24 protein-coding genes are annotated in these 25,664 nt (G+C 71.0%); 15 read left to right on the forward strand and 9 right to left on the reverse strand.

The window, feature by feature from the left end; translation table 11 throughout:
• Nucleotides 1-312 precede the first annotated feature (312 nt).
• The gene (locus AB0B72_RS35415) at nucleotides 313-501 is read left to right on the forward strand and encodes a hypothetical protein (protein ID WP_367743841.1); all 189 of its coding nucleotides are present in this window, start codon (nucleotides 313-315) and stop codon (nucleotides 499-501) included.
• Between the two features lie 27 nt (nucleotides 502-528).
• Here AB0B72_RS35415 and AB0B72_RS35420 read toward each other — a convergent pair whose 3' ends face one another.
• Nucleotides 529-924, reverse strand: a complete 396-nt coding sequence (locus AB0B72_RS35420; protein WP_367743842.1) for an ACT domain-containing protein — start codon at nucleotides 922-924, stop codon at nucleotides 529-531.
• Between the two features lie 111 nt (nucleotides 925-1,035).
• On the opposite strand from AB0B72_RS35420, the gene AB0B72_RS35425 reads away from it, so the two are divergent.
• The gene (locus tag AB0B72_RS35425; protein ID WP_367743843.1) at nucleotides 1,036-1,677 is read left to right on the forward strand and encodes a class I SAM-dependent methyltransferase; all 642 of its coding nucleotides are present in this window, start codon (nucleotides 1,036-1,038) and stop codon (nucleotides 1,675-1,677) included.
• Nucleotides 1,678-1,755: 78 nt separating this feature from the next.
• Here the strand turns inward: AB0B72_RS35425 and AB0B72_RS35430 are convergent, their stop codons facing one another.
• On the reverse strand, nucleotides 1,756-2,421 hold the full coding sequence (locus tag AB0B72_RS35430; RefSeq protein WP_367743844.1) for a maleylpyruvate isomerase family mycothiol-dependent enzyme: 666 nt from the start codon (nucleotides 2,419-2,421) through the stop codon (nucleotides 1,756-1,758).
• 87 nt (nucleotides 2,422-2,508) lie between these two features.
• Between AB0B72_RS35430 and AB0B72_RS35435 the strand changes: the two genes are divergently transcribed.
• Nucleotides 2,509-2,958 (forward strand): MarR family winged helix-turn-helix transcriptional regulator, encoded by a 450-nt coding sequence (locus AB0B72_RS35435; protein ID WP_367743845.1) that lies wholly within the window; start codon nucleotides 2,509-2,511, stop codon nucleotides 2,956-2,958.
• Nucleotides 2,959-3,065: 107 nt separating this feature from the next.
• Here the strand turns inward: AB0B72_RS35435 and AB0B72_RS35440 are convergent, their stop codons facing one another.
• Nucleotides 3,066-3,803: a hypothetical protein gene (locus AB0B72_RS35440; RefSeq protein ID WP_367743846.1), complete on the reverse strand. Its 738-nt coding sequence runs from the start codon at nucleotides 3,801-3,803 to the stop codon at nucleotides 3,066-3,068.
• Between the two features lie 201 nt (nucleotides 3,804-4,004).
• On the opposite strand from AB0B72_RS35440, the gene AB0B72_RS35445 reads away from it, so the two are divergent.
• Complete coding sequence (locus tag AB0B72_RS35445) at nucleotides 4,005-4,493, forward strand: MarR family winged helix-turn-helix transcriptional regulator (RefSeq protein ID WP_367743847.1); 489 nt, start codon at nucleotides 4,005-4,007, stop codon at nucleotides 4,491-4,493.
• 73 nt (nucleotides 4,494-4,566) lie between these two features.
• Nucleotides 4,567-6,033: an MFS transporter gene (locus AB0B72_RS35450; RefSeq protein WP_367743848.1), complete on the forward strand. Its 1,467-nt coding sequence runs from the start codon at nucleotides 4,567-4,569 to the stop codon at nucleotides 6,031-6,033.
• An 8-nt stretch (nucleotides 6,034-6,041) separates the two neighbouring features.
• Here AB0B72_RS35450 and AB0B72_RS35455 read toward each other — a convergent pair whose 3' ends face one another.
• Complete coding sequence (locus AB0B72_RS35455) at nucleotides 6,042-6,899, reverse strand: SDR family oxidoreductase (RefSeq protein WP_367743849.1); 858 nt, start codon at nucleotides 6,897-6,899, stop codon at nucleotides 6,042-6,044.
• A 71-nt stretch (nucleotides 6,900-6,970) separates the two neighbouring features.
• Here AB0B72_RS35455 and AB0B72_RS35460 point away from each other — a divergent pair, with 71 nt between their 5' ends.
• The 3 genes from AB0B72_RS35460 to AB0B72_RS35470 all read left to right on the forward strand — a co-directional run bounded on the left by AB0B72_RS35460 (nucleotide 6,971) and on the right by AB0B72_RS35470 (nucleotide 8,781).
• Nucleotides 6,971-7,723, forward strand: coding sequence for a helix-turn-helix domain-containing protein (locus tag AB0B72_RS35460; RefSeq protein WP_367743850.1), 753 nt, complete (start codon nucleotides 6,971-6,973; stop codon nucleotides 7,721-7,723).
• 121 nt (nucleotides 7,724-7,844) lie between these two features.
• Complete coding sequence (locus tag AB0B72_RS35465) at nucleotides 7,845-8,417, forward strand: DUF6232 family protein (RefSeq protein WP_367743851.1); 573 nt, start codon at nucleotides 7,845-7,847, stop codon at nucleotides 8,415-8,417.
• 19 nt (nucleotides 8,418-8,436) lie between these two features.
• A complete protein-coding gene (locus AB0B72_RS35470; RefSeq protein ID WP_367743852.1) occupies nucleotides 8,437-8,781 on the forward strand; it encodes a hypothetical protein in 345 nt (114 codons plus the stop codon).
• Between the two features lie 64 nt (nucleotides 8,782-8,845).
• Here AB0B72_RS35470 and AB0B72_RS35475 read toward each other — a convergent pair whose 3' ends face one another.
• The gene (locus AB0B72_RS35475; protein ID WP_367743853.1) at nucleotides 8,846-10,681 is read right to left on the reverse strand and encodes a glycoside hydrolase family 6 protein; all 1,836 of its coding nucleotides are present in this window, start codon (nucleotides 10,679-10,681) and stop codon (nucleotides 8,846-8,848) included.
• 313 nt (nucleotides 10,682-10,994) lie between these two features.
• On the opposite strand from AB0B72_RS35475, the gene AB0B72_RS35480 reads away from it, so the two are divergent.
• The 6 genes from AB0B72_RS35480 to AB0B72_RS35505 all read left to right on the forward strand — a co-directional run bounded on the left by AB0B72_RS35480 (nucleotide 10,995) and on the right by AB0B72_RS35505 (nucleotide 18,402).
• The gene (locus AB0B72_RS35480) at nucleotides 10,995-13,850 is read left to right on the forward strand and encodes a CARDB domain-containing protein (RefSeq protein ID WP_367743855.1); all 2,856 of its coding nucleotides are present in this window, start codon (nucleotides 10,995-10,997) and stop codon (nucleotides 13,848-13,850) included.
• A gap of 273 nt (nucleotides 13,851-14,123) precedes the next feature.
• Nucleotides 14,124-15,020, forward strand: a complete 897-nt coding sequence (locus AB0B72_RS35485; RefSeq protein ID WP_367743856.1) for an SMP-30/gluconolactonase/LRE family protein — start codon at nucleotides 14,124-14,126, stop codon at nucleotides 15,018-15,020.
• The gene (locus AB0B72_RS35490) at nucleotides 15,020-15,373 is read left to right on the forward strand and encodes a YciI family protein (RefSeq protein WP_367743857.1); all 354 of its coding nucleotides are present in this window, start codon (nucleotides 15,020-15,022) and stop codon (nucleotides 15,371-15,373) included. The genes AB0B72_RS35485 and AB0B72_RS35490 overlap by 1 nt, the downstream gene beginning before the upstream one ends.
• Nucleotides 15,374-15,381: 8 nt before the next feature.
• Nucleotides 15,382-16,620 carry an RNA polymerase sigma factor gene (locus tag AB0B72_RS35495; protein WP_367743859.1) on the forward strand — a complete coding sequence of 413 codons (1,239 nt, stop codon included), beginning with the start codon at nucleotides 15,382-15,384 and terminating at the stop codon, nucleotides 16,618-16,620.
• Nucleotides 16,621-16,685: 65 nt separating this feature from the next.
• A complete protein-coding gene (locus AB0B72_RS35500) occupies nucleotides 16,686-17,501 on the forward strand; it encodes a hypothetical protein (RefSeq protein WP_367743860.1) in 816 nt (271 codons plus the stop codon).
• A gap of 139 nt (nucleotides 17,502-17,640) precedes the next feature.
• Nucleotides 17,641-18,402, forward strand: coding sequence for a MerR family transcriptional regulator (locus tag AB0B72_RS35505; RefSeq protein ID WP_367743861.1), 762 nt, complete (start codon nucleotides 17,641-17,643; stop codon nucleotides 18,400-18,402).
• A gap of 87 nt (nucleotides 18,403-18,489) precedes the next feature.
• On the opposite strand, the gene AB0B72_RS35510 is transcribed toward AB0B72_RS35505, so the two are convergent.
• From AB0B72_RS35510 to AB0B72_RS35525, 4 genes are all read right to left on the reverse strand, one after another.
• On the reverse strand, nucleotides 18,490-20,319 hold the full coding sequence (locus AB0B72_RS35510; RefSeq protein ID WP_367743862.1) for an ATP-binding cassette domain-containing protein: 1,830 nt from the start codon (nucleotides 20,317-20,319) through the stop codon (nucleotides 18,490-18,492).
• On the reverse strand, nucleotides 20,316-22,082 hold the full coding sequence (locus AB0B72_RS35515; protein ID WP_367743864.1) for an ABC transporter ATP-binding protein: 1,767 nt from the start codon (nucleotides 22,080-22,082) through the stop codon (nucleotides 20,316-20,318). Before AB0B72_RS35515 ends, AB0B72_RS35510 begins: the two co-directional genes overlap by 4 nt.
• Before the next feature lie 3 nt (nucleotides 22,083-22,085).
• Nucleotides 22,086-24,050 carry a GTP-binding protein gene (locus AB0B72_RS35520; RefSeq protein ID WP_367743865.1) on the reverse strand — a complete coding sequence of 655 codons (1,965 nt, stop codon included), beginning with the start codon at nucleotides 24,048-24,050 and terminating at the stop codon, nucleotides 22,086-22,088.
• Nucleotides 24,051-24,249: 199 nt separating this feature from the next.
• Nucleotides 24,250-25,080 carry an aminoglycoside adenylyltransferase domain-containing protein gene (locus AB0B72_RS35525; protein ID WP_367743866.1) on the reverse strand — a complete coding sequence of 277 codons (831 nt, stop codon included), beginning with the start codon at nucleotides 25,078-25,080 and terminating at the stop codon, nucleotides 24,250-24,252.
• Between the two features lie 29 nt (nucleotides 25,081-25,109).
• Here AB0B72_RS35525 and AB0B72_RS35530 point away from each other — a divergent pair, with 29 nt between their 5' ends.
• A complete protein-coding gene (locus tag AB0B72_RS35530; RefSeq protein WP_367743867.1) occupies nucleotides 25,110-25,616 on the forward strand; it encodes a DinB family protein in 507 nt (168 codons plus the stop codon).
• The last annotated feature ends 48 nt before the right edge of the window (nucleotides 25,617-25,664 follow it).

Consider the following 25,664-nt stretch of genomic DNA (forward strand, 5'->3'; position numbering starts at 1 on the left):
TGTCACGGTGACTATGTTCGCGGCGGAGACGATCTGTCGGTTGTGATGAACCAGGTGCCTAATAGGTAAGCGAGCGCCAGCAATTGAGTACATTCCAGACTTATGGGCGAAGTTGAGTGAAGATACGCGGCAGGCGGCTCGGTGAGGCGTGATGCGCCAGTGCCGCACCACCTGGCGAGGAGAGGGGCGCCCGAGTGCGGGACCAGCTCGGCGAACAGCCCGTCCGCGGTTGATCGGCATGCTGGAAGCGGCGCCGGGTAGCGTCGTCCTGATCGACATGAGTGTCGAGACGCATACGCGCGGGGGGACGTCGTGAAGCCGAACAGCGCGACGGAGACCGTCATCTGGCTGGCGACGGTGTTGTGCGTCGCCGCCGCGGTAATCGTCCTGCTCTTCCAGGACGGCGCCGGCAAGGCCATCGCTCCCGGATGTGCCGCCCTGGTCTTCGCCATAATCGGCGGCTCGATCAGGAGAAAGGCCTCCAGCCAGGGGCGGCGATAGGCGTCGAGCGATTACCGATACATGCGGTTAGACGCCGGCGGATCGCAGATGGCCGGTGTCGACCCGATGCCCCGCCTCCTCCAGAGCTGTGACGGCCTCCTTGGCCCTCGGCTCGGGCACGAGAACCAGATCGCCGTGGAAGGTCGAGGCGACGAACACGGGGATCGACGCGTCGGCCAACGGTCCCAGGATCGCCGTCAGCATGCCGGGAACGTCCTGGCGGTGGCCGCTCCCTCCGCCGTACAGGCCGATCCACCGTTCGCCGGAGCCTGTGGGCCAGGTCTCGCGGACGACGGTGAGGCCCTCGGGGGCGCGGACCAGCGCGACCCACTCGTCGTCTTCGGGGAACGTCGCCTGCGGCAGGTGCTCGATGGCGAACACGGACGGCACGACGCCCAGACGCCGGGCAGCGGATGAGTTCATGGAACGTGTGTACCAGAGACGCCGCGCGGCTGGTCCCGGCACCGGAGAACGGCCGACGTGGTGCCCTCAAGGGCGGCTCGGCTGCTTCGGGCGTGTGCGATCGTGTCCGCCATGGTGGAGCACGAAAGCCATGACTCCGTTCGCCGGAGCTACGACACGGTCGCCGAGAAGTACGCGGCCGGTTTCCGTGACGAGCTCACCCGCAAGCCGCTCGACCGGGCTCTGCTGGCACGCCTCATCGAGCAGACGGAGGCCGGGGCGCCGATCGCCGACCTCGGGTGCGGCCCGGGGCACGTCGCGGCCTGGCTCGCCGGGCACGGCGCGAGCGTCGTCGGCATCGATCTGTCCGCCGCCATGGTGGCCGTCGGCCGGCGGGAGCATCCGGCGGTGGAGTTCCGCGAGGGGGATCTGCTGGCGCTGCCCGCCGCGGACGGTGAGTTCGGATCGGCCGTCGCGTTCTACTCGATCATCCATCTCGCCCCCTCGGAGCTGCGGCATGCCTTCGAGGAGGCGCGCCGGGTGCTGCGTCCATCCGGTCTCCTCCTCGTCGCCTTCCACATCGGCGCGCAGGTGCGGCACATGGATGAGTGGTTCGGCCACGAGGTCGACGTCGACTTCCGCTTCTTCGAGACCTCGCATGTCGTGGGCGTGCTGGAGGACGCGGGATTCGCCGTGGAGATCCGGATGGAGCGCGCGCACCACCCGCATGAGGTCGATACGCGCCGGGCCTACCTGCTGGCCCGGCGGACCTGAACCGGCGGGCGCACGACCGGCTGCCCGCCCATCCGCCGCGACCGGCGCGCCTGTGCCGAGGCTCGCCTCGAAGACAGGCTACGGATGATCGTGGCGTGCGGAGGTCGTGGGCGGGGAGGACAGGCGGCCCTGGAGTTCGGCCGTCCCGTCGCCGGACAGTCGCGACAGGGCGGCGTCTCGGCCCGTGAGCAACAGCAGGATCGCCGCGATGGGCCCCTCGACTCGCCGGCCCCTCCCGGCGGACCAGGAGCAGTCGGTGGCGACGAGTTCCAGTCCGGTCAGCCTTCGCTGCGCCCAGAAGGGCCGTCCCATGGTCCAGACGCGCGTCGCCACGGCGGCCGCCGCCGGCGTCGGCATGGGCCGGGTTCGTCCCAGAGGGACCGCGATGTCCTGCCCGTGCACGAGAACGTCCAGGAGCGGCTCCAGGTCGGTGATGCCGGGTGCCTTCTTGCGCGACCCCACCATGCCCCGCAGCATGGCGCCGTAATTCCGTACGGGCAGCTCGGCCTGCTGGATCGCGCTGTCGTGAATCATGCGGTTCAGGTCTCCGCGGGCCTTCAGCAGCCAGTAGGCCGCTGTCAGCAGACCCGTCTGGGAAAGGGTCAGGTGGGCGGCGACGTCGCGCACGCGCCACCCGGCGCACAGGGAGGGGGTCGCCCACTCCTGGTCGGACAGTTCGTCGAAGAGGTCCGCGAGGGTGGACCGTTCGAGGTCGATCGTCTGCCATACCTCATCGCGGTTCATCTGGGTCTCCAGCCGTCGCCGCCCCGAATCTAGTATGATTCTCGAACCATATTGGTTCGAGAATCTGTCTTTCGTCAAGGGGGTCGCGTGGGCGAGGAATCCGCTCGGGAGCAGCCGAACCTCGGCCTGCTCTGCTTCTTCCCCTACCGCGCCATGGAGGCCAGAGTGATGAAGGCCCTGGCCGAGGCTGGTTTCGACGACATCACCCTCGCGCAGAGCCGGGTCTTCCAGCGGATCGGCCGGGAGGGCACGCGGGTGACCGACCTGGCGGAGCAGGCCAGGATCAGCAAGCAGACGGCCACCTTCCTCGTCGACCAGCTTGAGCGGGCCGGATACGTGGAACGGGTGCCCGACCCGACCGATGCGCGGGCCCGGCTGGTCCGGATCGCCGCTCGCGGCCACGCGGGTGTCGCGGTCGCCAGAGTGGTCGAGGCGGAGGTCGAGGCCGAGTGGATACGGCATCTCGGTAAGCGGGACGCCGGTCATCTTCGCCGCGCTCTCACCCGGCTCCGCGAGATAACCGACCCCTACCAATGACGGCCGGCGTTGGCGCCGGCCTGAACCGGCCGACAGGGCGAGCGGCGAGTGCGCGCCTGGCCGGTGGCGCCCGCCTGGCGATCGGCGAGGCGGGCGCTGCGATCACCTCAGGAGAAGGCGTCGCGGAGCTCGTCGTAGGTGAAGGTGACCTGGCTGATCCGCGACTTCGCGTCGTTGAGGAACTTCACGTAGGCCTGCTCGTAGAAGGCGGTGCCCGCGGTCAGGTCCTTGACGGGATTGGTCCCGGGTGCTTGCAGGCGATGCCGGGCGTACCAGGGGTCGATCACGTAGCAGCTGGCACCCCAGCCGGCGGTCACGTTCGCGTCGCCGGGGACGCGGTCGGCCACCGCGAATGCGTGGCCCGACTGGCCGTCGGTGTAGCGGAACAGCTCGATCCGCGTGCCCGGCGCGAGAAGGCCGAGGTTCTCGGCCAGGAAGCCGATGGCCGCGCAGGTGAACATGGTGCAGTTGCCGCCGGGGAACTTCCGGACGGATTCCGCGCCTCGCTTGAGGTAACTCAGCTTGAGGACGAGGCGGAGCTTCTCGAAGACGGGCTGGTCGAAGGCCTCGGGGCCGGCGTCCTTGCTGATCAGGTTGTTGTGCCTGGCCGTCGCCTCCCAGGTGCTCTTCTTGATGGTCGAAAGACTCGCGAACGTCGTGGCGTCGTCGATCACCTGCGGCACCCGGGGATCCGTGCCCGGCGTTCCCAGGAACCCGCTCGGGTCACCGCCTTCGGTGATGGAGGTGAACGGATTCCAGACCTGCGCGGTGCTCAGGTCGGTCTGCAGCAAGGCCGCGTTCACTCGCGTCATGACGGCGAGCTTGGTCGGCATCGGTTGAGCCATCGTCGATCTCCTCTCGGCGGGGCAGCTCAGGGTCTCACCGCGAATGGACCGTGACAATGACAGTGTCCTGGTGTGGACACATGCGGACAGCGGAATCCGCCGTACGGCTGCGCGTCGCGTTCGCGTCCGGTGGGACGCCGGGATCGGTCCGAGCGTTTGTTGTAGATAATCCGGAGTCAGACCACTTGGTACGCTGCGAGTATGACCGCCATGGCGCCCGCTCGCGGCGAGCCTGACCTGTCGTTCCTGCTGGACCACACGAGCCACGTCCTGAGAACGCAGATGGCGGCGGCGCTCGCGGAGATCGGGCTGACGGCGCGCATGCACTGCGTGCTGGTTCACGCCCTGGAGGAGGAGCGTACGCAGATCCAGCTCGCCGAGCTCGGCGACATGGACAAGACGACGATGGTCGTCACGATCGACGCCCTGGAGAAGGCGGGGCTCGCCGAGCGCCGCCCGTCCAGCACGGACCGGCGGGCCCGGATCATCGCGGTCACCGAGAAGGGCGCGGAGGTCGCGAGGCGGAGCCAGGCGATCGTCGACGGCGTCCACAGCGCGGCTCTGAATGCGCTGTCCGAGGATGAGGCCGAGGTGCTCGTGCGGGCCCTGAACCACCTGGCGGTGGGGCATCTGGCCGCTCCCGTCGAGGCGCCACAGGTGATCCGGCGGGCACGGCAGCAGGCCAAATAGGTCCGACATGGATGGTCTGTAACAAAACTATCTGTTACGGTCTCTCTTGTTCCCATCTGGACAGGAGACGACCGTGTCGCACCCCGCACCCTCCGCACAGGCGGGCCGCCGCTGGGCGGTGCTCGCCGTGCTGTCGGCCACCATGCTGATGACCATTCTCGACGGCAGCATCGTCACCGTGGCGATGCCGGCGATCCAGCGGGATCTCGGCTTCTCGCCCGCCGGCCTGAGCTGGACCGTCAACGCGTACCTCATCGCCTTCGGAGGGCTGCTGCTCCTCGCGGGCCGGCTGGGCGACCTCGCCGGACGCAAGACGATGCTCCTCGCGGGGAACGCGGTCTTCACCGTGACCTCGCTCCTGGCCGGGGCGGCGACCGGCCCCGGCACGCTGATCGCGGCCCGGTTCGGCCAGGGCGTCGGGAGCGCCATGGCCTCCTCGGTCGTGCTGGGCATCCTGGTGACGACGTTCACCGAGGCGGAGGAGCGCGCGAAGGCGATCGGCGTCTTCAGCTTCACCGGCGCCGCCGGAGCCTCGATCGGGGCGGTCCTGGGCGGAGTCCTCACCGATGCGGTCGGCTGGCACTGGATCTTCTTCATCAACCTGCCGATCGGGCTGGCCACCATCGCGCTGGCCGTCCGGGTGGTCCCGGGGGAGCGCGGGGCCGGGCTCGCCGCCGGGGCCGACGTCATCGGCGCCGTGCTGGTCACCGGCGGGCTGATGCTGGGCATCTACACCGTGGTCGAGATCGAACGGTACGGCTGGCTCGCCGCGCACACCCTCGGCCTCGGCGCCGTGTCGCTCGCTCTGCTCGGCGCCTTCGTGGCCCGGCAGGCGACTGCCCGGACCCCGCTGATGCCCCTGCGGATCTTCCGCTCCCGCAACGTGTCGGGAGCCAACGTGGTGCAGATGCTCGCCCTGTCGGCCATGTTCGCCTTCCAGGTCATCGTCGCCCTCTACATGCAGAAGGTCCTGGGCTACGGCGCGCTCGGCACCGGGCTGGCCATGCTTCCCGCGGCGGCGGCCATCGGCGGCGTGTCCCTGTTCCTCTCCGCCCGGCTCAACACCCGGTTCGGTGAGCGCGCCGTCCTGCTGGCGGGCCTGGCGCTCCTGTTCGCGGCGATGGCCTGGCTCGCCCGCGTACCGGTGCAGGGCCACTACGTCCCCGACCTCCTCCCGGTGATGCTGCTCATCGCGGGTGGTGGCCTGGTGCTTCCGGGGCTGACCTCGCTCGGCATGTCCGGCGCCAAGGCCGACGACGCGGGCCTGGCGTCGGGGTTGTTCAACACCACCCAGCAGATCGGCATGGCCGTCGGGGTCGCGGTGCTGTCCACGCTGGCCGCGTCGCGCACCGAGGGGCTGCTGTCCGCCGGGGCGAGCGACGCCGCCGCGCTGACCGGCGGCTATCGCCTGGCCTTCGGCGTCGCGGCCGCTCTGCTCGTGGCCGCCTTCGCGGTCGCGCTGCTCGTCCTGCGACAGCCTGGCGCGGCCCCCGCCGCCGATGACACGATGTCCGCCCCGGCTCACCACGAAGCCGTCTAGCGCGGCGATCAGCCGGTGAAGGCGGCGCGATGGTCGTGGGCCCAGGCGGCGAAAGTGCGGGGCGGCCTGCCCAGCACACGTTCGATGTCACCGGTCACAGTGGCGTTGCCGCCCTGCGCGATGAGGCGCGCGCCGTTGACGGCGGTCTCGATGAAGGCGGGGTCCAGTCCGGCGGCGCTCAGCTGGTCGCGGTAGTCATCCAGGGGCATGTCGACGGTCTCGACGGTGCGGCCGAGGGCGCGGCCCAGCTGCTCGGCCATGTCAGGGACGCTCAGCGGTTCCGGACCGGTCAAGGTGTAGACGTGCCCGTCGTGGCCGGGCGAGGTCAGCGTCCGCGCCGCCACCTCGGCCACGTCCGTGGGGTGAACGACGCCTTGGGCGCCCGTTCCCATCGGGTTCGGGATCGGCGCGCCGGCCCGGATCGCCGCAGCCCAGCGCAGGGCATTGGAGGCGAAGCTGGAGGGCCGTAACACCGTCCAGGCCAAGCCGCTGGACCGCACCGCCCGCTCTCCCGGAAGGTGCCAGTCCCCGACCTTGACGTCGGATCCGCCGCCCGTGCCGATCGCCGAGAGCTTGACCGTCTTCCGTACGCCGGCCGAACGCGCCGCCGCGAGCATCGCCTGGTCGTGCTGAATCACCCACGGCCCCGGCGCGCTGAGCATGAACACGGCCTCAGCTCCCTCCGCCGCGGCCACCAGCGATTCTGTATCGGCGAAGTCTGCCCGTACGACCTCGACTCCGGAGGGAAACGACGCGGCGGTCTTCGCGGGATTCCGCGTCATCGCGCGCACCCGTTCCCCGCCGGCCGCCAGCAGCCGGACCACCTCTCGGCCGATGGTGCCGGTGGCACCCGTAACAAGGATCATGAAGTCCAGGCTGGCAGCGCCCGGCCGCCGCCTATAGGAAAAATCGGCACGTCCGCCAGTAATGTGTGGTCATGACCGCTGGGACCCCGCCCGTGCTGATCGAGAAGATCCACGACCTGAGCGGTGCGACCGGCGACGAACTCGTCCATGTGCCGGACACCGCCACCGCCCTGGTGTTCCGCACGACGGCGGCCGGTCACAGCGACCTACTCGTGGTCGGCCCCCGCACCCGGGCCTCCTATCACGCCGGCAAGGACCTGCCGGTCTGCCTCAAGATCCGGCTGACGCCAGGCACCGCCCGGCCTCTGCTGGGTCTGCCGATCAGCGAGCTGGTGGATCGGGTGACGCCGCTCGCCGACCTGTGGGGCGACTCGGCGGTCCGCCTTGAGCGGCGGCTGGCCGACCTCGACGGTGACTGCGATCTCATCCTCAAGCACCTCGGAACGGCTCTGCAAGCCCGCATCGGCATGCTGCCACGCGACGATCTGGCCTGTGGTCGCCTCGTCCGTACCGCCGCCACGGCGTTGTCGGCCCGGCGGCCGGCGCGCCTGCCCGACCTCGCGCGCCGTCTGGCCGTCAGCGAACGCCACCTGCGGCACCTGCTGACCGAGGGTACCGGGCTGCCGCCCAAGTCCTTCGCCCGCACCGCCCGCCTTCGCCACGCGCTCACCTGCGGCCGGGCCCGCTCCGCACGACTGGCACAACTCGCCGCGATGGCCGGCTACTACGACCAGTCCCACATGACCGCCGAGTTCCGCAGCATGATGGGCGTGTCTCCCGGAGCGTTCTTCGCGGGCAGACTCCCGGCGCTCCAACCCTGCTGAGCGGAGCGCGGGAGGCCGGGAGGTGAGTAGGGGGGTACTCTACTGCGCCGCCTCCGATCCGCATGACCATCAGGACGTCAGAGCGAACCCGTGCTCCAGGCGGCCGAAAGGGGCGGACGGCATGGCGAAGGAAAAAGTCGGCGAGATCCGCATCAGCAAGCGCATCGTCCGGATCGGGCATGAGGTCTATCCGCTGGCGAACATCTCGCGGGTGCAGACTCTGCGGGTGGTCTGGGGCGGCAAACTCGCGACGTTCTACCCGCTTCGCGAGATCGCCGTCCTCGTGCTGGTGGTCGGGGCGATCTACGCGGCGGCCGTGGCCGTGCTCCCGGAGCTCGACATCCGCGCCGATTTCGACGTCGAAGGCATGGCGCAGCAGTTCGCCACCATCGCCGCCGCTCTGGCCGGGGTCCGGACGGCCTGGCTGATGGCCGTGCTGCTCTACCGGCTGCTGATCAGGCGGCCTCGCTACGCGCTGGTCGTCGAGACGGCGGGCACGCAGTACACCGCGCTGTCCGGCACCGACCGGGCCGAGATCCACCGGATCGAGGGCGAGATCGTCGACGCGATCGAGGACCCGCCCTCTCACGAACGGATCGTGCAGATCAGCGGCGATCTGGTGATGGGCGACAAGGTAGGCAGGGACAAGCACCAGCAGAGCGGGATCGGCAACACGATGACGTCCACCAGATAGCCGTCGAAGGAGTGGTCACATGGCGGATTACGTGTTCGGGGACAAGGTCGGCCGTGACAAGTACAGCCAGAGCGGTCACCACAACACGTTCACGGTCACCAACTCCGGCGAGGTGTCCCGCGCCGAGGTGGACGCCGCCGTCGCGGAGCTGCGCGCGTTCGTCGCCCAGCTGACCCGTGCCGGCGTGGTCGCGCCCGACGGCAGCGTCACCGACCCCGGCGCCGTCGTCGCGGCGGTGGAGTCGCACCCCGGACGGCTCAAGGCGCTCGGCGGCGCGATCGCCGGAGGCGCCAAGGACGCCGTCCTGTCCGTGGTCAAGGACGGCGTGGCCGCCCTGATCGTCGCCCTCGTCGGGCGGATGTGACGCCGTACACGCCGGTCTCGTGGACGGCCGGGCACTCATCGGCGCGCCCGGCCGGGAAACGGGGTCAGAGCGGGGGATAGGCGTTGTCCACCAGCATCGCGAACTGCTCGGGGTGCCAGTTTCCGGCGTCGGGGGCGTTGGGCAGGGCGTTGGTCGGCAGCGCCGAGTAGATCCGGTTCTTGGCGGTGGGATCGCACATCGGGTCGACGAGCCTGTCGGTGTCCGGCGGCAGGAGGGGGCCGCCGGCGCCGTCCGACTCGCCGGGGGGCTTGATCCACAGGTAGGCGTCGACGCCGGGCAGCGGGTTGGCGACGGGCCGGGCGCCGAGCCCGGCGCCCTTCTGGTTGCACGGGCTGTACCGGTAGGGGCGCCGGTCGACGCGGCTCTCATCGACGTAGGTGTTCAGGTCGGACGAGGTGCTGACCCTGGCCGGCCGGGCGGGGCCGCCCCAGCCGTTGCGGGACGTGTCGATGACGGCGCCGATGGAGCTGGGGAATCCCTTGGCGATGAGTGCGTTCCGCATCGCCGTGACGTAGTCACGCTCGTCGCCGTACAGGTTCCAGTCGAAGAACGTGCTCGACCTGATCGGGCTGCCGCTGACGGTGAGGTTGAGATCCGGCAGGTACGGCTCCTCCGTGGGGACGTAGTCGGCGACGTCGGCCGCGATGCCGGCGACACTGGTGAGACCTCGGGCGGCGCCCTGGACGGTGGAGGTGACGAGGGTCGCCATGGCGTCGACGTTGACATCCCAGCCCATCAGGCCGGAGTGGGCGACGTCCATGTACGGGTAGACGTTGGGGAGCGGCGACAGCTTGTCGAGGGCGTACCGGATGCCGGAGACATAGACCCCTGATTGGCCTACCTGCACGCACGACACGGTGTTCCTGCCGATCACGAGGTCGGACAGGGAGTGGGGCTCGACGATCGTGGCGATGCGCAGGTTCCGGTACTTGGGCTTGCCGACGATCGCGGCGATCGCGTCGATGTACTCGGTCTTGTACCGGGCCAGGCCGTTCTCGGAGTAGTGCAGCTCAGCGGTCGAGACGAGCGACCAGCAGTCCCGGTCCGGCAGGTCGTACAGCACCAGGGTGATGTAGCCGGCGTGCTGCTCCAGCGCCCCGTCGAGGTGGGCCTCCAGGCCGCGGGTGACGCCGGCGCCGCCGGTGACCTTCGCGATCCGGTCCAGCCAGACCGCGGTGGAGACGTTTCTCACCCTGCGCATCTTCTCCGCCGTCGTGCCGCCCGCCGCCACGGCGGATCCCTCGACGGCGGCCGACCAGTCGGGGTTGACGTAGCCGGTGACGCCTGTGAACGGGTTGTCCACCGGGACGTCCCCGGTCGGCGTCGGGCTGGGCGAAGGACTGGGGGAGGGACTGGGTGAAGGACTGGGGGAAGGACTGGGCGAAGGGGAAGGGCTGGGGGATGGGGAAGGGCTGGGGGATGGGCTCGGCGAGGGGCTGGGCACCAGGATCACCTTGCAGGGCACGCCGTTGAGCGTGAAGTCCGTCGGCGGCGGGTTGCTTCCCGTCCACGCGCCGTTGAAGCCGATGGCGACGGACCCGCCGGTCGCGATCGTGCCGCCCCACGCCGGGCTCCTGGCGGTGACGCGGGCGCCGGACTGGCTCCACTGGGCCGACCAGCCCTGCGTGAGCCGCTGGGTGCCCGGGAACGTGAACATCAGCGTCCAGTTCGTCACGGGGTCGCCGGTGTTCTTCATCGTGACGCTCGCCGTGAAGCCGCCCGAGCCCGTTCCCCACTCGTAGGTGGTGTACGTCACCTCGCAGGTCAGCGCCGCGCTGGAGGCGGTGGCCGTGCCCAGGACGAGCCCGGCCGCGGCCAGTGCCACGGCTGTGACGGCTGTCAGGATCTTGCGCTGTAACCGGCCCGTACCGAGTCTCACGAAAGATCATCTCCAAGCTGAGGCTGACCGAGCTGTGCCGTCCCCGCCGTGACGGCCGTCCGACGCCCGTCCCGATCTCGAACTCCCAGGTTCGGCATGTTTGCGGGAGGTGTACAGGACGAGGCGGCCGATCCGCCTCCGTGCTGGAGCCGGTGCGTGGGCTTGGCGGCCGGAAGGGCTCGGGACCTCCGGAAACGCCGTACGCGGCCGTCGCCGTGCCCGCGGAACCCCGTTGAAAGGTTCACGCTCATGGCCCGCGATGAGTATGGGGGTACTCATGATGGATCGGTCCAGATAACCCAATAGTCGCGGTATGCCTACCGGTGTCTTACGCGCGGCCCTCGCCCTTCTCCTGGTCGTCCTGGGCCTGACCATCATCACCACACCTGCGAGAGCGGCGAGCACCCAGCCGCTCACCGTGCGCGTCCTCCTCGTGAGCTGCGTCGCCCCCTGCCGGAACGAAGGACTCGAAGACGCCGGGGAGAGCGCCCCCGACTTCTACGGTGAGATCACCTTCGCCGGCTTCCCCACCGTCACCACCCCCAGGGCGGCCGAGGACCAGGTGCAGGTGGCGCCGTTCTGGACGGTGACCCAGCAGGTCCCGACCACCGTGATCGACCAGGACATCTCCGTCCTGATCAAGGACCACGACTCGACGTCGGGCGACGACTGGGCCGACACTTCGCCCCGGTCGGGTGACGCCGTCACCCGGTTCAAGGTCAACATGATCCACGGCACCGTCTCCGGCGACATGACGTCGTCCGTACAGTGCGTCACAGGAAACGGCGAGCCGGGCGGCGGGATCTTCGGCAGCGATCCACAGCCCGCCGTGGAGGTGTGCCTGGAGATCACTCCGAACAGCGCCAGCGACTCCGACGGCGACGGCTACACCGACTACCAGGAGTATCGCGGCGTCGACTTCGACGACGACAACGTGGTCGACCTGCCGCTGGCCGGCGCCGACCCCACGCGGCGCGACCTGTACACCGAGATCGACTGGATGCGCGGCGAGAAGCCGCAGGACGGCGTGCTGTCCAGGGTGGAGCAGGTGTTCTCCAACGCCCTCGTGACCAATCCCCAGACCGAGGCGGACGGCCTGGCGCTCCACTTCCTCCCCGACGAGGAGCTTCCGTACGCCGAGGCGATCGACTTCAGCGACGACCGCGCCCCGGGCGCGTACGACGACTTCGACGACCTGAAGCAGGGCAACCCGGCCAAGGCATGCGGGCCGGACGCCACCGGCAACTTCGGCACCGACGCCGACAGGGCCAGCCCGCTGTGCGACAAGATCATGCTGTTCAAGCGGCTGCACTTCCGCTACGGGATCTTCATCAACGGCCTGACCGGCAGCGGGACCACCTCGGGCCGCGCGGAGCTGGACGACCGGGGCTCCAACGACTTCGTCGTGTCCCTCGGCCGCTGGACCACGAAGATGCTCGACAACGTCGGCGGGCGCGCCGCCGCCGAGCAGGCGACGCTGCTGCACGAGATAGGCCACACGTTCGGTCTCGGGCACGGCGGACGCTACAACAACGGAACCGTCGACCAGATCAACTGCAAGCCCAACTACCAGAGCGTCATGAGCTACTCCTGGCAGTTCGCCAACGTCGACCCCGACCGGCCCCTCGACTACCAGCGATTCGGCAAGGAGATGCTGAAGGAGGACGACCTCGACGAGATCAAGGACCCGGGCCTCGCGGGCGTCTACCGGCCGGTCATCTACGGCGTCGGCGGCATGGTGCGCAAGGGCCCGTCCGACGACCCGATCGACTGGACCGGCGACGGCCCGCCCTTCTCGGCGCACGCCAGGGCCAACATCAACCGCATCACGGCCCTCGACGCGGGGTGCAGCAGCACGGACGACACCGAGACGCTGCTCAGCAACCCCGACTGGGACCGCCTGGTCTACGACTTCACCAACAGCCGCTACTTCTCCGACGGCGTGCACGGCCCGGTGGTCCCCGAGCTCACCGGCGACGCCGTCCTGCGTCTGAACGCCGTCGACCTGACCGCGGGCGTCACCGTCGACAAGGCCGACGCCGCGGGAGGCGACACGGTGACCGCCACCGTGACCATCGGCAACAAGGGGGCGAGCAAGTCCACCGCCACCTCCGTCACGTTCACGCCGCCCGCCGGCGACCCCGTCACCCGGCAGCTGAGCGACCTGGCGACCGGTCAGACGGCCACCGAGACGTTCACGTACACGGTGCCATGCACGGCCGCCGACGGCAGCACGCTGACCAGCACGGTCAAGGTCACCGGCAAGAACGCCGCCGGGGAGCCCGAGCTGGACGAGTCGCTGGCCGACAACACGGCCACAGCCGCCACGAAGGTCCACGCGCCCGTGATCGCCGTGACCACCACGGCGACCTCCTCCGTCAACGCGGGTGAGGCGATCACCTACACGGTCGGTCACCGCAACACCGGAAGCTCGCCCGCGACCGGGGCCACGCTGAAGTACACGCTGCCGGCAGGCGTGTACTACAGCCAGGCCCTCGACCAGGGCGCCGGGCCCCGCCCGGCCACCGTGACCAGGAACGCCGACGGCACCACGACGCTGACCTGGAGCCTCGGCACGGTCGCCGCCGGAGCGTCGGGCACCGTCACGTTCACCGCGCGGCCCTCCCTGCTGCTGGAGGCGGGCGCCAAGGTGACCGGCACGGCGACCCTGGCGTACGGCGGAGCCAACGGCTGCGCCTTCACCCCGGCGGCGGGCTCGGCGCAAACCTCGATCACCGCCGTGCCGCCCAGCAGGCTCCCGCTGCTGTCGGCCCTCTGGGGTGTGCGCACGGACCTGCGCACCGCTGAGGTGCTGGCCCGCGTCCAGGCCACCGACACCCGTTTCGACGGGGCGGACGGCACCGCCGCCAACGGCGCGCTGTCCCAGCAGGAGGCGTCGGCCGTCCTGTTCCTCCCGGCGCTGCAGCCGAACAAGCTGCGGGCGGAGCTGCTGTCCACCGCCTTCAACCTCGCGACTCGCAGGATCAACGCGGGCACCGCCGTCCGCACGCCCACCACCATCCGCCTGGGCCTGAACACGGTCGGCGACGCCGTCCGCTACGCCCAGGCCACCTTGGCCCAGGCGCCGGGCCTGTCCAACGTCCTGCGCTACACCGACATCACCGTCGTCCTCACCGAGGTCAACGCGGGGGTGGCGGAGCGCTACTGAGCACGTCACGAACGCCTCCCGGGCCCGCCTACGCGAAGCCCGGGAGGCGTTCCGCGTTCTCCGCCGCCCGTTTCCCGCCGTCCGTTCCCCACTCCCCGTTCCCCACCTGCTTTCCCATCGCCCGATGTCGATCCGGGCGGACGCCGTTCGTGTAATGGGTGAGAGAAGGGAGCACGGACATGAGCGTCTTTCCCGGCGGTCGCCCGGACACGAGGCCGCGTACGACCGGCGCCGGTACGACGGCCCCCTATCGTGACCAGGGAGGAGGAGCCGTTGACGCCTGAGGTGCGCACTCTCATGACGGGGCTCGCGGTCGGCGAGTCGCCGCGGTGGCACGAGGGCCGCCTGTGGCTGTCCAACTGGGGCACGGGGGAGGTCGTCGCGGTCGACGCCGGCGGTCGCGCCGAGGTCGTCGTCCGCGTGCCCACCACGCTTCCGTACTCGTTCGACTGGCTGCCCGACGGGCGCCTGCTCGTCGTGTCGGGGCCCGAGGCGCTCGTCCTGCGCATGGAGCCGGACGGGTCGCTCGCCGTTCACGCCGATCTGAGCGGCGTCGACCGTGTATCGAAGGAGGTCTACAACGAGATCGTCGTGGACGGCCGCGGCAACGCGTACGTCGACGGCGGCGGCTTCGACCTGATGGCCGGGGAGGACTTCGCGCCGGGCGTCATCGCCCTCGTCACGCCCGGTGGCACGGCCCGTAAGGTCGCCGACGGCATCGCGTTCGGCAACGGCATGGCCGTCACGCCCGACAACGCGACACTGATCGTCGCGGAGTCCTACGGCAGGAGGCTCACGGCGTTCGACATCGACGGCGACGGCAGCCTGTCGGACCGGCGCGTGTGGGCCGACCTCGGCGACGGCTGCCCGGACGGCATCTGTCTCGACGCCGAGGGCGCCGTCTGGTACGCCGACGTTCCCAACCGCAGATGCGTACGCGTCCGCGAGGGCGGTGAGGTGCTGAGCACGGTCACCCTCGACCGCGGGTGCTTCGCGTGCATGCTGGGTGGGCCGGACGGGACGACGCTCTTCATGCTGGCCGCCGAGTGGCACGGCGTGGAGGGCATGGAAGGCGGGACGCGGACCGGCAGGCTGCTCACCACCCCGGCGCCGGCACCGGCCGCGGGCTGGCCTCGAAGCGACTGGACTGCGACAAGGAAGGACGTCTGATGAAGCAATACCTGCTCAGCGTGTACCAGCCGGACGGGGACCCGCCCCCGCCGGAGGTCTTGGAGCCCGTCATGCGGGACCTCGACACGCTCAACGCGGAGATGAAGGCGGCCGGCGTGTGGGTCTTCACCGGCGCTCTGCACTCTCCGGCGACGGCGACGGTGCTCCGGGCACAGGACGGCGACGTCCTCATGACCGACGGGCCGTACGCCGAGGGCAAGGAGCACCTCGGCGGCTTCACGGTCATCCAGGTGCCCGACCTCGACGCGGCGCTGGAATGGGGCGGCAGGATGGCGCGGGCGATCCGCCTCCTCCCGATCGAGGTGCGGCCCTTCGCGGGCGAGGCCGGCTGAGGATCGGCATGCCGGCCCCTCTCCCGTCACAGATGACCCCGTCGGAGATCGAGCGGGTGTTCCGTGAGGAGTACGGCCGTGCGGTGTCCGTCCTGGTTCGCGCCTTCGGCGACATCGGTGTCGCCGAGGAGGCGATCCAGGACGCCTTCGTGGAGGCGGTGCGACGCTGGCCGTCGACGGGGCCGCCGCCGAGCCCGGCGGGCTGGATCATCACCACCGCGCGCAACCGGGCGGTCGACCATCTGCGCAGGGAGGCGTCCCGTGACGACCGGCACGCCCAGGCCGCCCTGCTGCACGCCCCCGAGCGACCGGCCGAGGAGGGCCCCGTGCGCGACGAACGGCTGCGCCTCATCTTCACCTGCTGCCACCCGGCGCTGGCCCCCGCCTCGCGGGTGGCGCTGACGCTGCGGCTGCTGGGAGGGCTGTCCACAGCGGAGATCGCACACGCCTTCCTGGTGCCCGAGCCCACCATGGCGCAGCGGCTGGTCAGGGCCAAGAACAAGATCCGCGACGCGGGGATCCCGTACCGGGTCCCGGCCGAGGCCGACCTGCCGGACCGGCTCCGGGCCGTTCTCGCCGTGGTCTACCTCGTCTTCAACGAGGGGTACGCGGCCAGCTCGGGTGACCGGCTCGTCCGCGACGAGCTCTGCGCGGAGGCCGTCCGGCTGGGACGGCTGCTGGCCGGGCTCATGCCCGACGAGCCGGAGGTCATGGGGTTGCTCGCGCTCATGCTGCTCATCGAGTCGCGCCGGGCCGCCCGGACCACCCCGGACGGCGCCCTGGTGCGGCTGGCCGACCAGGACCGCACCCGCTGGGATCGGGACCTCGCCGCCGAAGGCCGGGACATCGTCCGGCGATGCCTGCGACGGGGCCGGCCGGGGCCGTACCAGATCCAGGCCGCGATCAACGCCGTTCACAGCGACGCGCCGGACGCGGCCGGCACCGACTGGTCGCAGATCGTGCGGCTGTACGACCAGCTCATGACCCTGACCCCGAGCCCGGTGGCGGCGCTGAACCGGGCGGTCGCCGTCGCCGAGCTGGAGGGGCCGGCCACGGCGCTCGCCCTCGTCGACGCCCTCGACCTGGGCGGCTATCACGTGTTCCACGCCGTACGCGCCGACCTGCTCCGCCGCCTCCGCCGCACCGCCGAGGCGGCGCGGGCCTACGACGCGGCGATCGCGCTGACCGGGAACGCGGCCGAGCGCGACTTCCTGCGGCGCACCCGCCAGGCGCTGGACTCTGTCTGACGACGCGGCGGGATTTGACCGGATAGCGCGTCGATCACCGTATTCGCAGCCCTATATTCGCAGCCATGTCTGACGAGGAGCTGCTCGTTGCCGGCGCGGAGCGGGGGAGAGCGCCGTGGAAGGCGGTCGCCGCCGTGTGCGCCGTGGTCCTCCTGGCCGCCGCGGCGTGGGGCGTCCCACGAGTGCTGCGGGAGACGCCGCGCGGGCCCCTGGCGCCGCCGTCCGGGCCGTGGCCCACGACCGGCACATTCACGGTCGGAGTGGACTGGGCCACGGTCCAGGAGAGGGAGGCGGTGATGGCCGCACTGAAGGCTCGCCCCGATGTGCGGGATGTGTCCTTCCAGTCGGCGGAGCGGGAATGGGCGAAGGACAAGGAGTCCGCCAAGCTCATCTGGATCAGGGGTCACGAGTGGCCGTACCCGTACACCCAGCACCTGACGAACGATTCGGTGATCGGTACGCTGCTGGATCGCTCGAAGTCGGCCGATCTTGACGCCGACATCGGTGCCATGCCCGGCGTCCAAGGTGTCTACCCGCTGGGAGACGGGTTCTGGTACGGCAAGGCCGACGTGACCCTTCGCCTGTGCCCGGAGAAGCCGGATGACGAGCACGGCTGCCGGGCGCCTCTGACGGCGGCGCAACGGGACGCCATCGTGAGCGCCATCCGCGACACGAGCGAGGTCGAGGTCTTCTACTTCGAAGATCCCGCGCACGCGACGAGGGACCTGCGGAGTCAGACGGCCAGGGATCTCACGTCCAAGGTCTCCTTTTACCAGCTGAAACTCAAAGAGCCCGGCGATCTCGCAGCGGTGATCGACCGCTTCCGGGGCATGGACGGCCTCTGGCAGGTCCGGCCGGTCGCCAGATGCCTCTTGTGCTGACTCCCGGCGAGGTCCGGCACGGAGCCGTGTGATCAGCCCCGACGCCCGCCGGGAATGCGGGTTGCGCTTTCCGTTACGTCAACTTCTACGTTGTTCTCGTGGCCGGACGGACCGGCCTGGCGATGGGGGGAGACGCAGGATGGCCTGGTCGATCGCGGACATAGCCCGGATGTCCGGGGTGACGTCCCGGACCCTGCGGCACTACGACGAGATCGGCCTGCTCCCGCCCGCATGGATCGGCGGCAACGGTCATCGCCACTACGAAGAGGCCGAGCTGTTACGGCTGCAGCAGATCCTGCTGATGCGGGAGCTGGGCCTGGGCCTGAGCCAGATCGGGGACGTCCTGGACAACCAGGTCGATCAGGTCGAGGCGCTCCGGGCGCACCATCAGCGGCTGCTGAAGGAGCGCGACCGGCTCGACACACTGGCCCGCACCGTGAGCCGAACCATCGCCGAACTACAGGAAGGGCAGGAAGGCAGCGAGATGACGAAGATCAACAGACCGGAGAACCTGTTCGAGGGATTCGACGCCTCCCGGTACGAGCCCGAGGTGCGAGAGAGGTGGCCGCAGGAGTGGGAGCGGTCCAAGCAGTATGCCGGCACGCTCACGCCCGAGGACCAGGAGCGGATGCAGCGTGAGACGACCGCGCGGATGGTCCGTATGGCCGAGCTGATGGCCGGCGGCACCCCGGTCACCGACCCGGCCGTGCAAGCCGAGGTGGAAGCCCACTACCAGGGCGTCTGCCGGTTCTGGACGCCGAACGCGGCGGCGTTCAAGGGCCTGGGCCGGACCTACGCCGACGACCCGCAGTGGCGATCGATGTACGACCAGATCGCAGAAGGGCTCGCCGACTACCAGCGCGACGCGATGGCCGTCTACGCCGACGCCCGGCTGAGCTGACTCCGAGCTGACCGTCGGCTGAGCTGACCACCGCCGGCACCCGCCGGGAGGCTGCAGACTCCCGGCCCTCATTCCGCATCCAGATGACTACGCGCCCTGGTGCGCCTGTCCCCGCGCCTGCTCCCAGGCTTCGGCTGTGGCCTCCTCGCTCCACAGGCGGCGCATCTCCGGGCAACCCTCAAGCAGCTCGCCCAGCGTGCCGCGGCCGGCGACCCGGCCACGGTCGAGCACGATGATCTGATCGGCCCGCTCCAGCGCCGGCCGGCGGTGCGACACGACCAGCAGCGTCCCAGGGCCGCGCCCGTCCCGGGAGGCGCCGGCGATCCTGCTCCACAGCAGCCTCTCGGTCGCCACGTCCAGCGCGGACGACAGGTCGTCCACGACCAGGAGGTCCGGCGCCCTGACCAGAGCCCGTGCGGCGGTCGCCCGCTGCGCCTGGCCGCCGGACAGCCGTACGCCGTGGGGACCGACGACCGTCTCCAGGCCGTCCGGCATCCGGGCGACGTCGTCTTCGAGCGCGGCAAGCTCCAGTGCCAGGCCGATCCGGTCGTCGCCTGCCGGCCATCCGAGCAGCAGGTTCTCCCGCAGCGTCTCGGAGAACAGCCGGGGCACCTGGCTCGCGTACGCCGCGCGGCCCGGCACCAGGAACGTCCCCGGGTCCTCCACCGGCAGGCCGTTCCAGGTGATCGTGCCGGCGTCGGCGGGCATCAGGCCGAGCAGCGCGCGCACCAGCGTCGTCTTGCCCGAGCCGACGGCGCCGGTGATCACCGTGAACGATCCCCGCGTGATCCGCAGGTCCACCGCGTGCACGCCGCCTCCGCCGTCGTGGCGCGCGGTCAGCCCGCGTGCCTCGACGACCTCCAGGGCGTCGCCGTGATCGGGGGGCGTCGCCGCCGCCGGAGGCTCCCCCTTGAACCACACGCCGGTGCCGCGTGACAGGTCGCGGTCGTCCTCGTACGGGGCCATCAGACGGCCGAGCCGTTCGACGGCGACGGCGGCCTGCGGCAGGCGGGAGAGCATGGAGCCCGCGGTGCGCGGCAGCGCGGTGAGCCAGCCGGCATAGCTGGTGAACAGGGCGAGATCGCCCACCGTGAAGTCGCCGCCGCGCATCGCCGGGGCGGCGAGGAGCAGGACGAGACCGATGCCGACCTCGATGGTCGTGCCCGTCACGGTGTCGAGCATGTCGGTGGCGAGCCGATCCTTGACGGCGGCGTCGCGCCGCCTCCGGTTGTGCTCGCGCAGGCGCTCCAGCGCCGCGTCTTCGGCTCCGGCGGTCTTGATCGCCAGCACGCCGGCGAACATGTCGCCGATGTGGGCAGTCACGGCCGCCCCGAGCATCCGGGCGCGCCGGTGGAGGCGCCGGATCACCCCGCTGAGCAGGGTGGTCAGCGCGCCGACGGCCACCGTCGGTATCACGAGCACGAGCGTGATGAGAGGGTCGATCGACGCCATGATCACCAAGGCGGCCGTGCTGAAGACCGCCGCGCCCGCCAGAGGCACGGCGTCGTCGGTCAGCTGGACGAGGTCGTGCACGTCGTCACGCAGGCGGGCGACGGCCTCGCCCGAGGAGCGCGGCAGGCGCCGGGCGGCGGGCCCCGGCGCGGTGAGGACCGAGCGCAGCACGTTCGCCCGCAGGACGGTCGCCGCCGCGTCCCACCAGTAGGTCCCGTACGTCCAGGCGACGACGAGCATCACGCCGCGGATCACGTCCATGCCCACGAGCGCGGCGCACAGCCACAACGACTCCTCCAGACCGGCGGCGCGGTGCCCGCTGATCCGGTCGAACAGCTCGCGCAGCACCAGCCCGTCGACGAGCGGGAGGACGCTGACCGGCGCCCACAGGAGCGCGCCGATCACATAACGGGGCAGGCCCGCGATCCGGGTGAGGCGGGTGGTCACGAGCGTCACCGGCCTCATCGCGGCACCCCCGCCGCCTCCAGCAGGCGTGCGAACCGGCTCCCCGGGTCGGCCGCGAGGTCCTCCCGGCGGCCGTACTCGACGATCACGCCGCCGTCCATCACGGCGACCTTGTCCACCCGGGACAGGGACGAGAGCCGGTGCGCGATGATCACGCCGGTCCGGCCGGCGAGCAGGCGGCCGACGCTCCGCTCGACCCGCCGCTCCGTCGCCGGATCGAGCCGGCTGGACGCCTCGTCGAGCACGACCAGCCCGGGATCGGCCAGGAACGCCCGCGCGAACGCCAGCAGCTGCGCCTCACCGGCCGAGACGCCGGCCGCCCGGCCTCCAAGCTGGGTGTCGAGCCCGTCGGGCAGGGCGGCCAGCCAGTCGCCGAGGCCGACATCGGTGAGGACGGCCGCCAACCGCTGGTCATCGGCGAGCGGCCGGAAGAGCGTGAGGTTGTCCCGCACGCTGGCGGCGAAGAGCTGCACGTCCTGCGTCACGGCGCAGATCCGGCGGCGCACCGACGCGGGATCGACCTCCCTCAGGTCCAGGCCGCCGACCTGGACGCCGCCCTCGACCGGGTCGTACAGGCGCAGCACCAGCCGGGCGATCGTCGTCTTGCCGCTGCCCGTACGGCCCACCAGGCCCAGCGTCTCCCCAGGAGCGAGGGCGACGGTGACGTCCGACAGCACTGTTGTGCCGTCCGGCGCTGTCTTGCCGTCCCGCGCTGTTTCGTCGTCGTACGCGAAGGTCACCCGGTCGAGGCGCAGGCCGAGCGGGCCGGTGGCGGGCAGCGGCCGCGGGCGGGCGGGCTCGGGCAGCGTGCGCCGCTCGGCCAGCAGGTCGCCGACGCGCGCGACGCCGGCCAGCGCCGTCTGGTACTGCTTGAGCTGGTCGATCAGCCGTTCGAGGGGTGCGCGCACCATCTGCGTGTACTGGAAGAGCAGCACGGCGGTGCCCACCGTGAGCGTCCCCGACTGCCGGCTCCACGCGGCCAGGCCGAGCACGAGTGCCGTGCCCGCCGCGAACGCCACCGTCGTGCCCGCGAGCAGGCCGCTCCTGACGCGGTCGGCCCGCAGCTCCGCGCGGTACATCTCGCCGCTGACGTGGTGGAAGCGGTTCACGGCGTGCTCGCCGGCGCCGTTGGCGCGGATGTCCTCCACCCCGGCCAGCCGCTCCTCGACGGCGCCGAAGACCGCGGCGCTCGCCTGCCGCGCGCGGGCCGACGAGGGCACGGCCAGCCTCTGCGCGCGGGCCATGCCGTACCCGGTGAGCACGCAGTAGGCCAGCAGCACGCCGCCGACTCTCAGGTCGGTGACGAGCACGACGACCAGGACGCCGGCGAGCAGCAGGACGCCCGCGACGACGTCCAGCACGAACGCGACGACGAAGTCGGCGACGGCGACAACGTCGCCGTCCACCCGCTCGATCATCTCGCCGGGGGTGCGCCTGCCGTGGAACGCCATGTCGAGGCCGAGCGCGTGCCCGGCGAGCCGTTCACGCAGCCGGTTCGTGCCGTCCCAGGCCAGCAGGCCGGCGAGCCAGGCGGTGAGCAACCGGGCGCCCTGCCCGGCCACGGCCAGCGCGAGATATCCGCAGGCGACGCTCACGAGGTGACGGGTGCCCGCCCCGCCGATCGCGTCGTCGACGAAGCGGCGGGTGATCTGAGGTGATGCCAGCGGCAGCACCGTCATGGCCGTGGTGGCGGCGGCCAGGGCCAGGGCGGAGCGGCGCCCGGGAAGAAGGCGGCGCAGGACGTCCGACGTCGGAGTGGTCATCGGCTACACCCTCCGCAGGACATGCAGGAGGTACTCCTTGCGGCTGAGCGGGTTGTCATCCGTACGCGGCCTGACCGGGATCGCTCCGCTGACCGGCGCGTAGTGGTCGAAGGCGAACTCCAGGACGCCTTCGCCGCGCGTGAGCCCCCGTAGCCGCTCCTGCAGCCCGTGCACCCGGGCCGCCGGGATGTCGCCCTCCAGCGTGCACGTCGAGCCGCGCACCGCCTCGGTCCGGGCGACGGCGCGCAGCCGCGCCAGCAGGGGCGCGAACTGCCCGGCCGTGTCCGCCGGCACGTCGAGGCGGAAGCGGTGGACCGGCTCGCACACCACGGTGCCGGCCTGCCGCAACGCGCTCATCAGCACCAGCGGCGTCAGAAGGCGGAAGTCTCTCGCGGTGGAGACGGGGGACACGTAGCCGGAGTGCGTCAGCGTGACGGCGCAGTCCACGACCTGCCAGCCCCGAAGGCCCTGGCGCAGCGTCTCCCGCACCGTGTGCTCGATCGCCGTACGGAACTCCTCGACCGCCTTGTACACGTACAGCGGGATCGACTCGACCTTGACGTCGAGCCGCACGCTCACGCCGGAACCGGCGGGGGCCGGATCGACGCGCAGCCCGACCGTGGCGACGAACGGGTTCGCCGCCTTGCCCAGCGTCTCGACGGCCGCACCGGTGCCGATCGGCCGTTCGACGCAGATCGCCGTCGTCTCGCGGAAGTCGACGGCGACGCCGAAGTCGGTCGCCAGCGTCTCGGCGATGACCTCCTTCTGCACCTCGCCGTAGAGCGAGAGGAACAGCTCCTGCCGGATGTCGTCCTGCCGCAGGTTGATCAGCGGGTCCTGCTCGGCGAGCTCGGAGAGCGCGGCGTGCAGCGCGCCCATGTCCCGCGGGTTGCGAGGAGTGACGGCCGTCTCCAGGGTCGGCGGCGCGAAGTGGTGAGGCTCGCCGGTGGTCCGCGGCACGCCGATCATGTCGCCGATCCGGGCGTCGGCGAGACCCCACAGCTTGCCGATCTCACCCGCGGCGAGCGACGGCCGCCTGACGGCCGACCCGCGGGCGAAGACGCTGATCGCGGTGACCTTCCGCTCCTCGCCTCCACGCGCCGGCAGCCGGTCCCGCGTCCGGACGGTCCCCGAGAACATGCGGACGTACGCGATCTTCTCCCTGGCCGGACCGCGCTCGATCTTGAACACGGTGCCGCAGAGCGGTCCGCCGGCGTCGCCCTCGGCCGGGGGCAGCAGCTCGGGGATTGCGGCGATCAGCGCGTCCACGCCCGCGCCGGTGATGGCCGAGCCGAAGAACACCGGATGCACCAGTGCCCGCCTGCTCTGCGCCACCAGCGCGTCGCGGAGCAGGCGATGGGAGACCGCCGTCTCGTCGTGGACGTACGCCGCCAGGATGGCGTCGTCGTGGCCGGTGAGCAGATCGGCCATCGCGGCGGTGAAGGCGCCGTCGGCCTCGCCGTACTGGACGAACTCGGCCCCGCGCTCGCCGGGGTCGCGGACCGCTCCCATCGCGATGACAGAGGGCGTCAGCGCGTCGGCGATGCTCAGCAGGGCGCGTTCGCCGTCCGCACCGGGACGGTCGATCTTGTTGACGAAGATGAGGGTGGGGATCCGCAGCCGCCGCAGCGTCCGCATCAGGACGCGCGTCTGCGCTTGCACGCCCTCCACCGCCGAGACGACCAGGACGGCGCCGTCGAGCAAGCTCAGCACCCGTTCCACCTCGGCGATGAAGTCCGGGTGGCCGGGCGTGTCGATCAGGTTGACGGTGACGCCGCCGACGGCGAACGACACGACGGCGGACTTGATCGTGATGCCGCGACGTCGTTCCAGGGCGAGAGAGTCGGTCTGGGTGCTGCCGTCATCGACGCTGCCGATCTCGTCGATGACACCGGCGGCGTGGAGCAGCCGCTCGGTCAGGCTGGTCTTACCGGCGTCTACATGCGCCACGATCCCAAGGTTGAGCATTGTCACAGAGCGTCATGTCCTCTAGACGAGTGGTGATTTCCTTCCGGTTGGACATGAACGCTCGGCGCATCTCTCGTCTCCCTCGCTGCATGGGCGGTCGCCCGGAGTACACCAGACGGCCTCTCCGGCGGACAACCGATTTTGCCGCTCCCCGGCTCGCCGCACCCGGAAGGCCGTCATGGACGGCGATTCGCCGGGCTCAGAGCCGGGCGGCGTCGGCGACGACCTCGAGGACGAACTCCGCCGTCCGCCTTCTCCGCACGTCGTGGTCGGAGAAGGCCGGGTCGGCGGGTTCGCCCCGCCAGTACGCGAGTCCCTCTCGCACGATCGGATGCCACCGGGCCGGGAAGACGTCCAGCGCGTACTCGCCGGCGGCCTCCTTCGACACGACCTCGCCCGTCGCGATCGTGTGGTGCAGACGTGGCGGCCCGAGGACGCCCCACGCGGTCGTCCAGCGCTTGAACCCCGGCGGCGACGGCGGAGGCCTGCGTGACAGCACCCGCATGGCCCACGGCTGCCAGTACTCCCGCAGGTTGTCGTGGTTCCACGGCCGTAGACGCGCCGGCTCGGGGTCGAGACCGAGCTCGCCCGGCGCCGGCCCGCGGAACGTGATCCCACGCTCCCGCAGCACCTTCCACATCACCGGGTTGACGTCGAAGCCCTTACCGGCGGAGAAGGACGCCCCGACGTGGGACGCCTGCGGGCGGATGCGCGTCACCGGCTTCGCGAGATCCTCCCGGCGCACGAACACGCCGTTCAGGGTGCCCGGCAGCGTCACCTGCCCGCGGGCCAGGGCCCCGATGGCCGACGGGACGTTGGAGGCGAGCTGGACGAGACGCAGCCGGCGGAGCTCGCGGGCGTCCAGGTCGCCGTCGGTCACGGCGACGAAGTCGATGTCGCTCCTGCCCGGCCGGAAGGCGCCCAGCGCGGCCGAGCCGACCACGTGGAAACCGCAGATCCGCCCCGGGAGCATCCGGTCGGCGACGGTCAGGTAGCGTGCCACAGCGCCGGCGACCTGTGAGTGCGGCATGCTGACATCTTGCCCGAAAGGATCGGAAAGTGACCGTCGAACGAGTCGGCCCGCCCTTGATCGGGGGCGAGCGCGAGATGATGCGCGCGTTCCTCGACTATCACCGCGCGACGCTCCTCATGAAGTGCGAGGGCCTGGGGACGGTGGATCTGCGCAAGCAGTCGATGCCTCCCTCGACGCTCTCCCTGCTCGGCCTGGTGCGGCACATGGCCGAGGTGGAGCGCACCTGGTTCCGCCGGGTGATCGCCGCCGAGGACGTCCCGTTCGTGTGGTCGCCGGAGGGCGACTACCAGATGGCGTACGACGCGAGCGCGGCCACATGGCAGGAGGCGCTGGACGCCTGGCAGGCGGAGGTGGAGCACTCGCGCCGCATCGAGCAGGAGGCCGAGTCGCTCGACGTCGTCGGTCACCAGCCCAGGTGGGGAGAGGACGTGTCGCTGCGGCTGGTGATGCTGCACATGATCCAGGAGTACGCCCGGCACAACGGGCACGCCGACTTCCTGCGCGAGGGAGTCGACGGCACCGTGGGCGCCTGAAAAGGCGTCTCCCTCGAGACGGGAGTACGCGGGCCGGAAGCGGTGAGC

The sequence above is a fragment of the Microbispora sp. NPDC049125 genome (assembly GCF_040802045.1).
Lineage (GTDB): Bacteria > Actinomycetota > Actinomycetes > Streptosporangiales > Streptosporangiaceae > Microbispora.

Excerpts from the sequence above, each read along its gene's own strand:
- AB0B72_RS35420 (WP_367743842.1), bottom strand. The coding sequence starts at position 924 with ATGAACTCATCCGCTGCCCGGCGTCTGGGCGTCGTGCCGTCCGTGTTC.
- AB0B72_RS35425 (WP_367743843.1), top strand. The coding sequence starts at position 1,036 with ATGGTGGAGCACGAAAGCCATGACTCCGTTCGCCGGAGCTACGACACG.
- AB0B72_RS35430 (WP_367743844.1), bottom strand. The coding sequence starts at position 2,421 with ATGAACCGCGATGAGGTATGGCAGACGATCGACCTCGAACGGTCCACC.
- AB0B72_RS35440 (WP_367743846.1), bottom strand. The coding sequence starts at position 3,803 with ATGGCTCAACCGATGCCGACCAAGCTCGCCGTCATGACGCGAGTGAAC.
- AB0B72_RS35445 (WP_367743847.1), top strand. The coding sequence starts at position 4,005 with ATGACCGCCATGGCGCCCGCTCGCGGCGAGCCTGACCTGTCGTTCCTG.
- AB0B72_RS35455 (WP_367743849.1), bottom strand. The coding sequence starts at position 6,899 with ATGATCCTTGTTACGGGTGCCACCGGCACCATCGGCCGAGAGGTGGTC.
- AB0B72_RS35460 (WP_367743850.1), top strand. The coding sequence starts at position 6,971 with ATGACCGCTGGGACCCCGCCCGTGCTGATCGAGAAGATCCACGACCTG.
- AB0B72_RS35465 (WP_367743851.1), top strand. The coding sequence starts at position 7,845 with ATGGCGAAGGAAAAAGTCGGCGAGATCCGCATCAGCAAGCGCATCGTC.
- AB0B72_RS35470 (WP_367743852.1), top strand. The coding sequence starts at position 8,437 with ATGGCGGATTACGTGTTCGGGGACAAGGTCGGCCGTGACAAGTACAGC.
- AB0B72_RS35480 (WP_367743855.1), top strand. The coding sequence starts at position 10,995 with ATGCCTACCGGTGTCTTACGCGCGGCCCTCGCCCTTCTCCTGGTCGTC.
- AB0B72_RS35490 (WP_367743857.1), top strand. The coding sequence starts at position 15,020 with ATGAAGCAATACCTGCTCAGCGTGTACCAGCCGGACGGGGACCCGCCC.
- AB0B72_RS35495 (WP_367743859.1), top strand. The coding sequence starts at position 15,382 with ATGCCGGCCCCTCTCCCGTCACAGATGACCCCGTCGGAGATCGAGCGG.
- AB0B72_RS35500 (WP_367743860.1), top strand. The coding sequence starts at position 16,686 with ATGTCTGACGAGGAGCTGCTCGTTGCCGGCGCGGAGCGGGGGAGAGCG.
- AB0B72_RS35505 (WP_367743861.1), top strand. The coding sequence starts at position 17,641 with ATGGCCTGGTCGATCGCGGACATAGCCCGGATGTCCGGGGTGACGTCC.
- AB0B72_RS35510 (WP_367743862.1), bottom strand. The coding sequence starts at position 20,319 with ATGAGGCCGGTGACGCTCGTGACCACCCGCCTCACCCGGATCGCGGGC.
- AB0B72_RS35515 (WP_367743864.1), bottom strand. The coding sequence starts at position 22,082 with ATGACCACTCCGACGTCGGACGTCCTGCGCCGCCTTCTTCCCGGGCGC.
- AB0B72_RS35520 (WP_367743865.1), bottom strand. The coding sequence starts at position 24,050 with ATGCTCAACCTTGGGATCGTGGCGCATGTAGACGCCGGTAAGACCAGC.
- AB0B72_RS35525 (WP_367743866.1), bottom strand. The coding sequence starts at position 25,080 with ATGCCGCACTCACAGGTCGCCGGCGCTGTGGCACGCTACCTGACCGTC.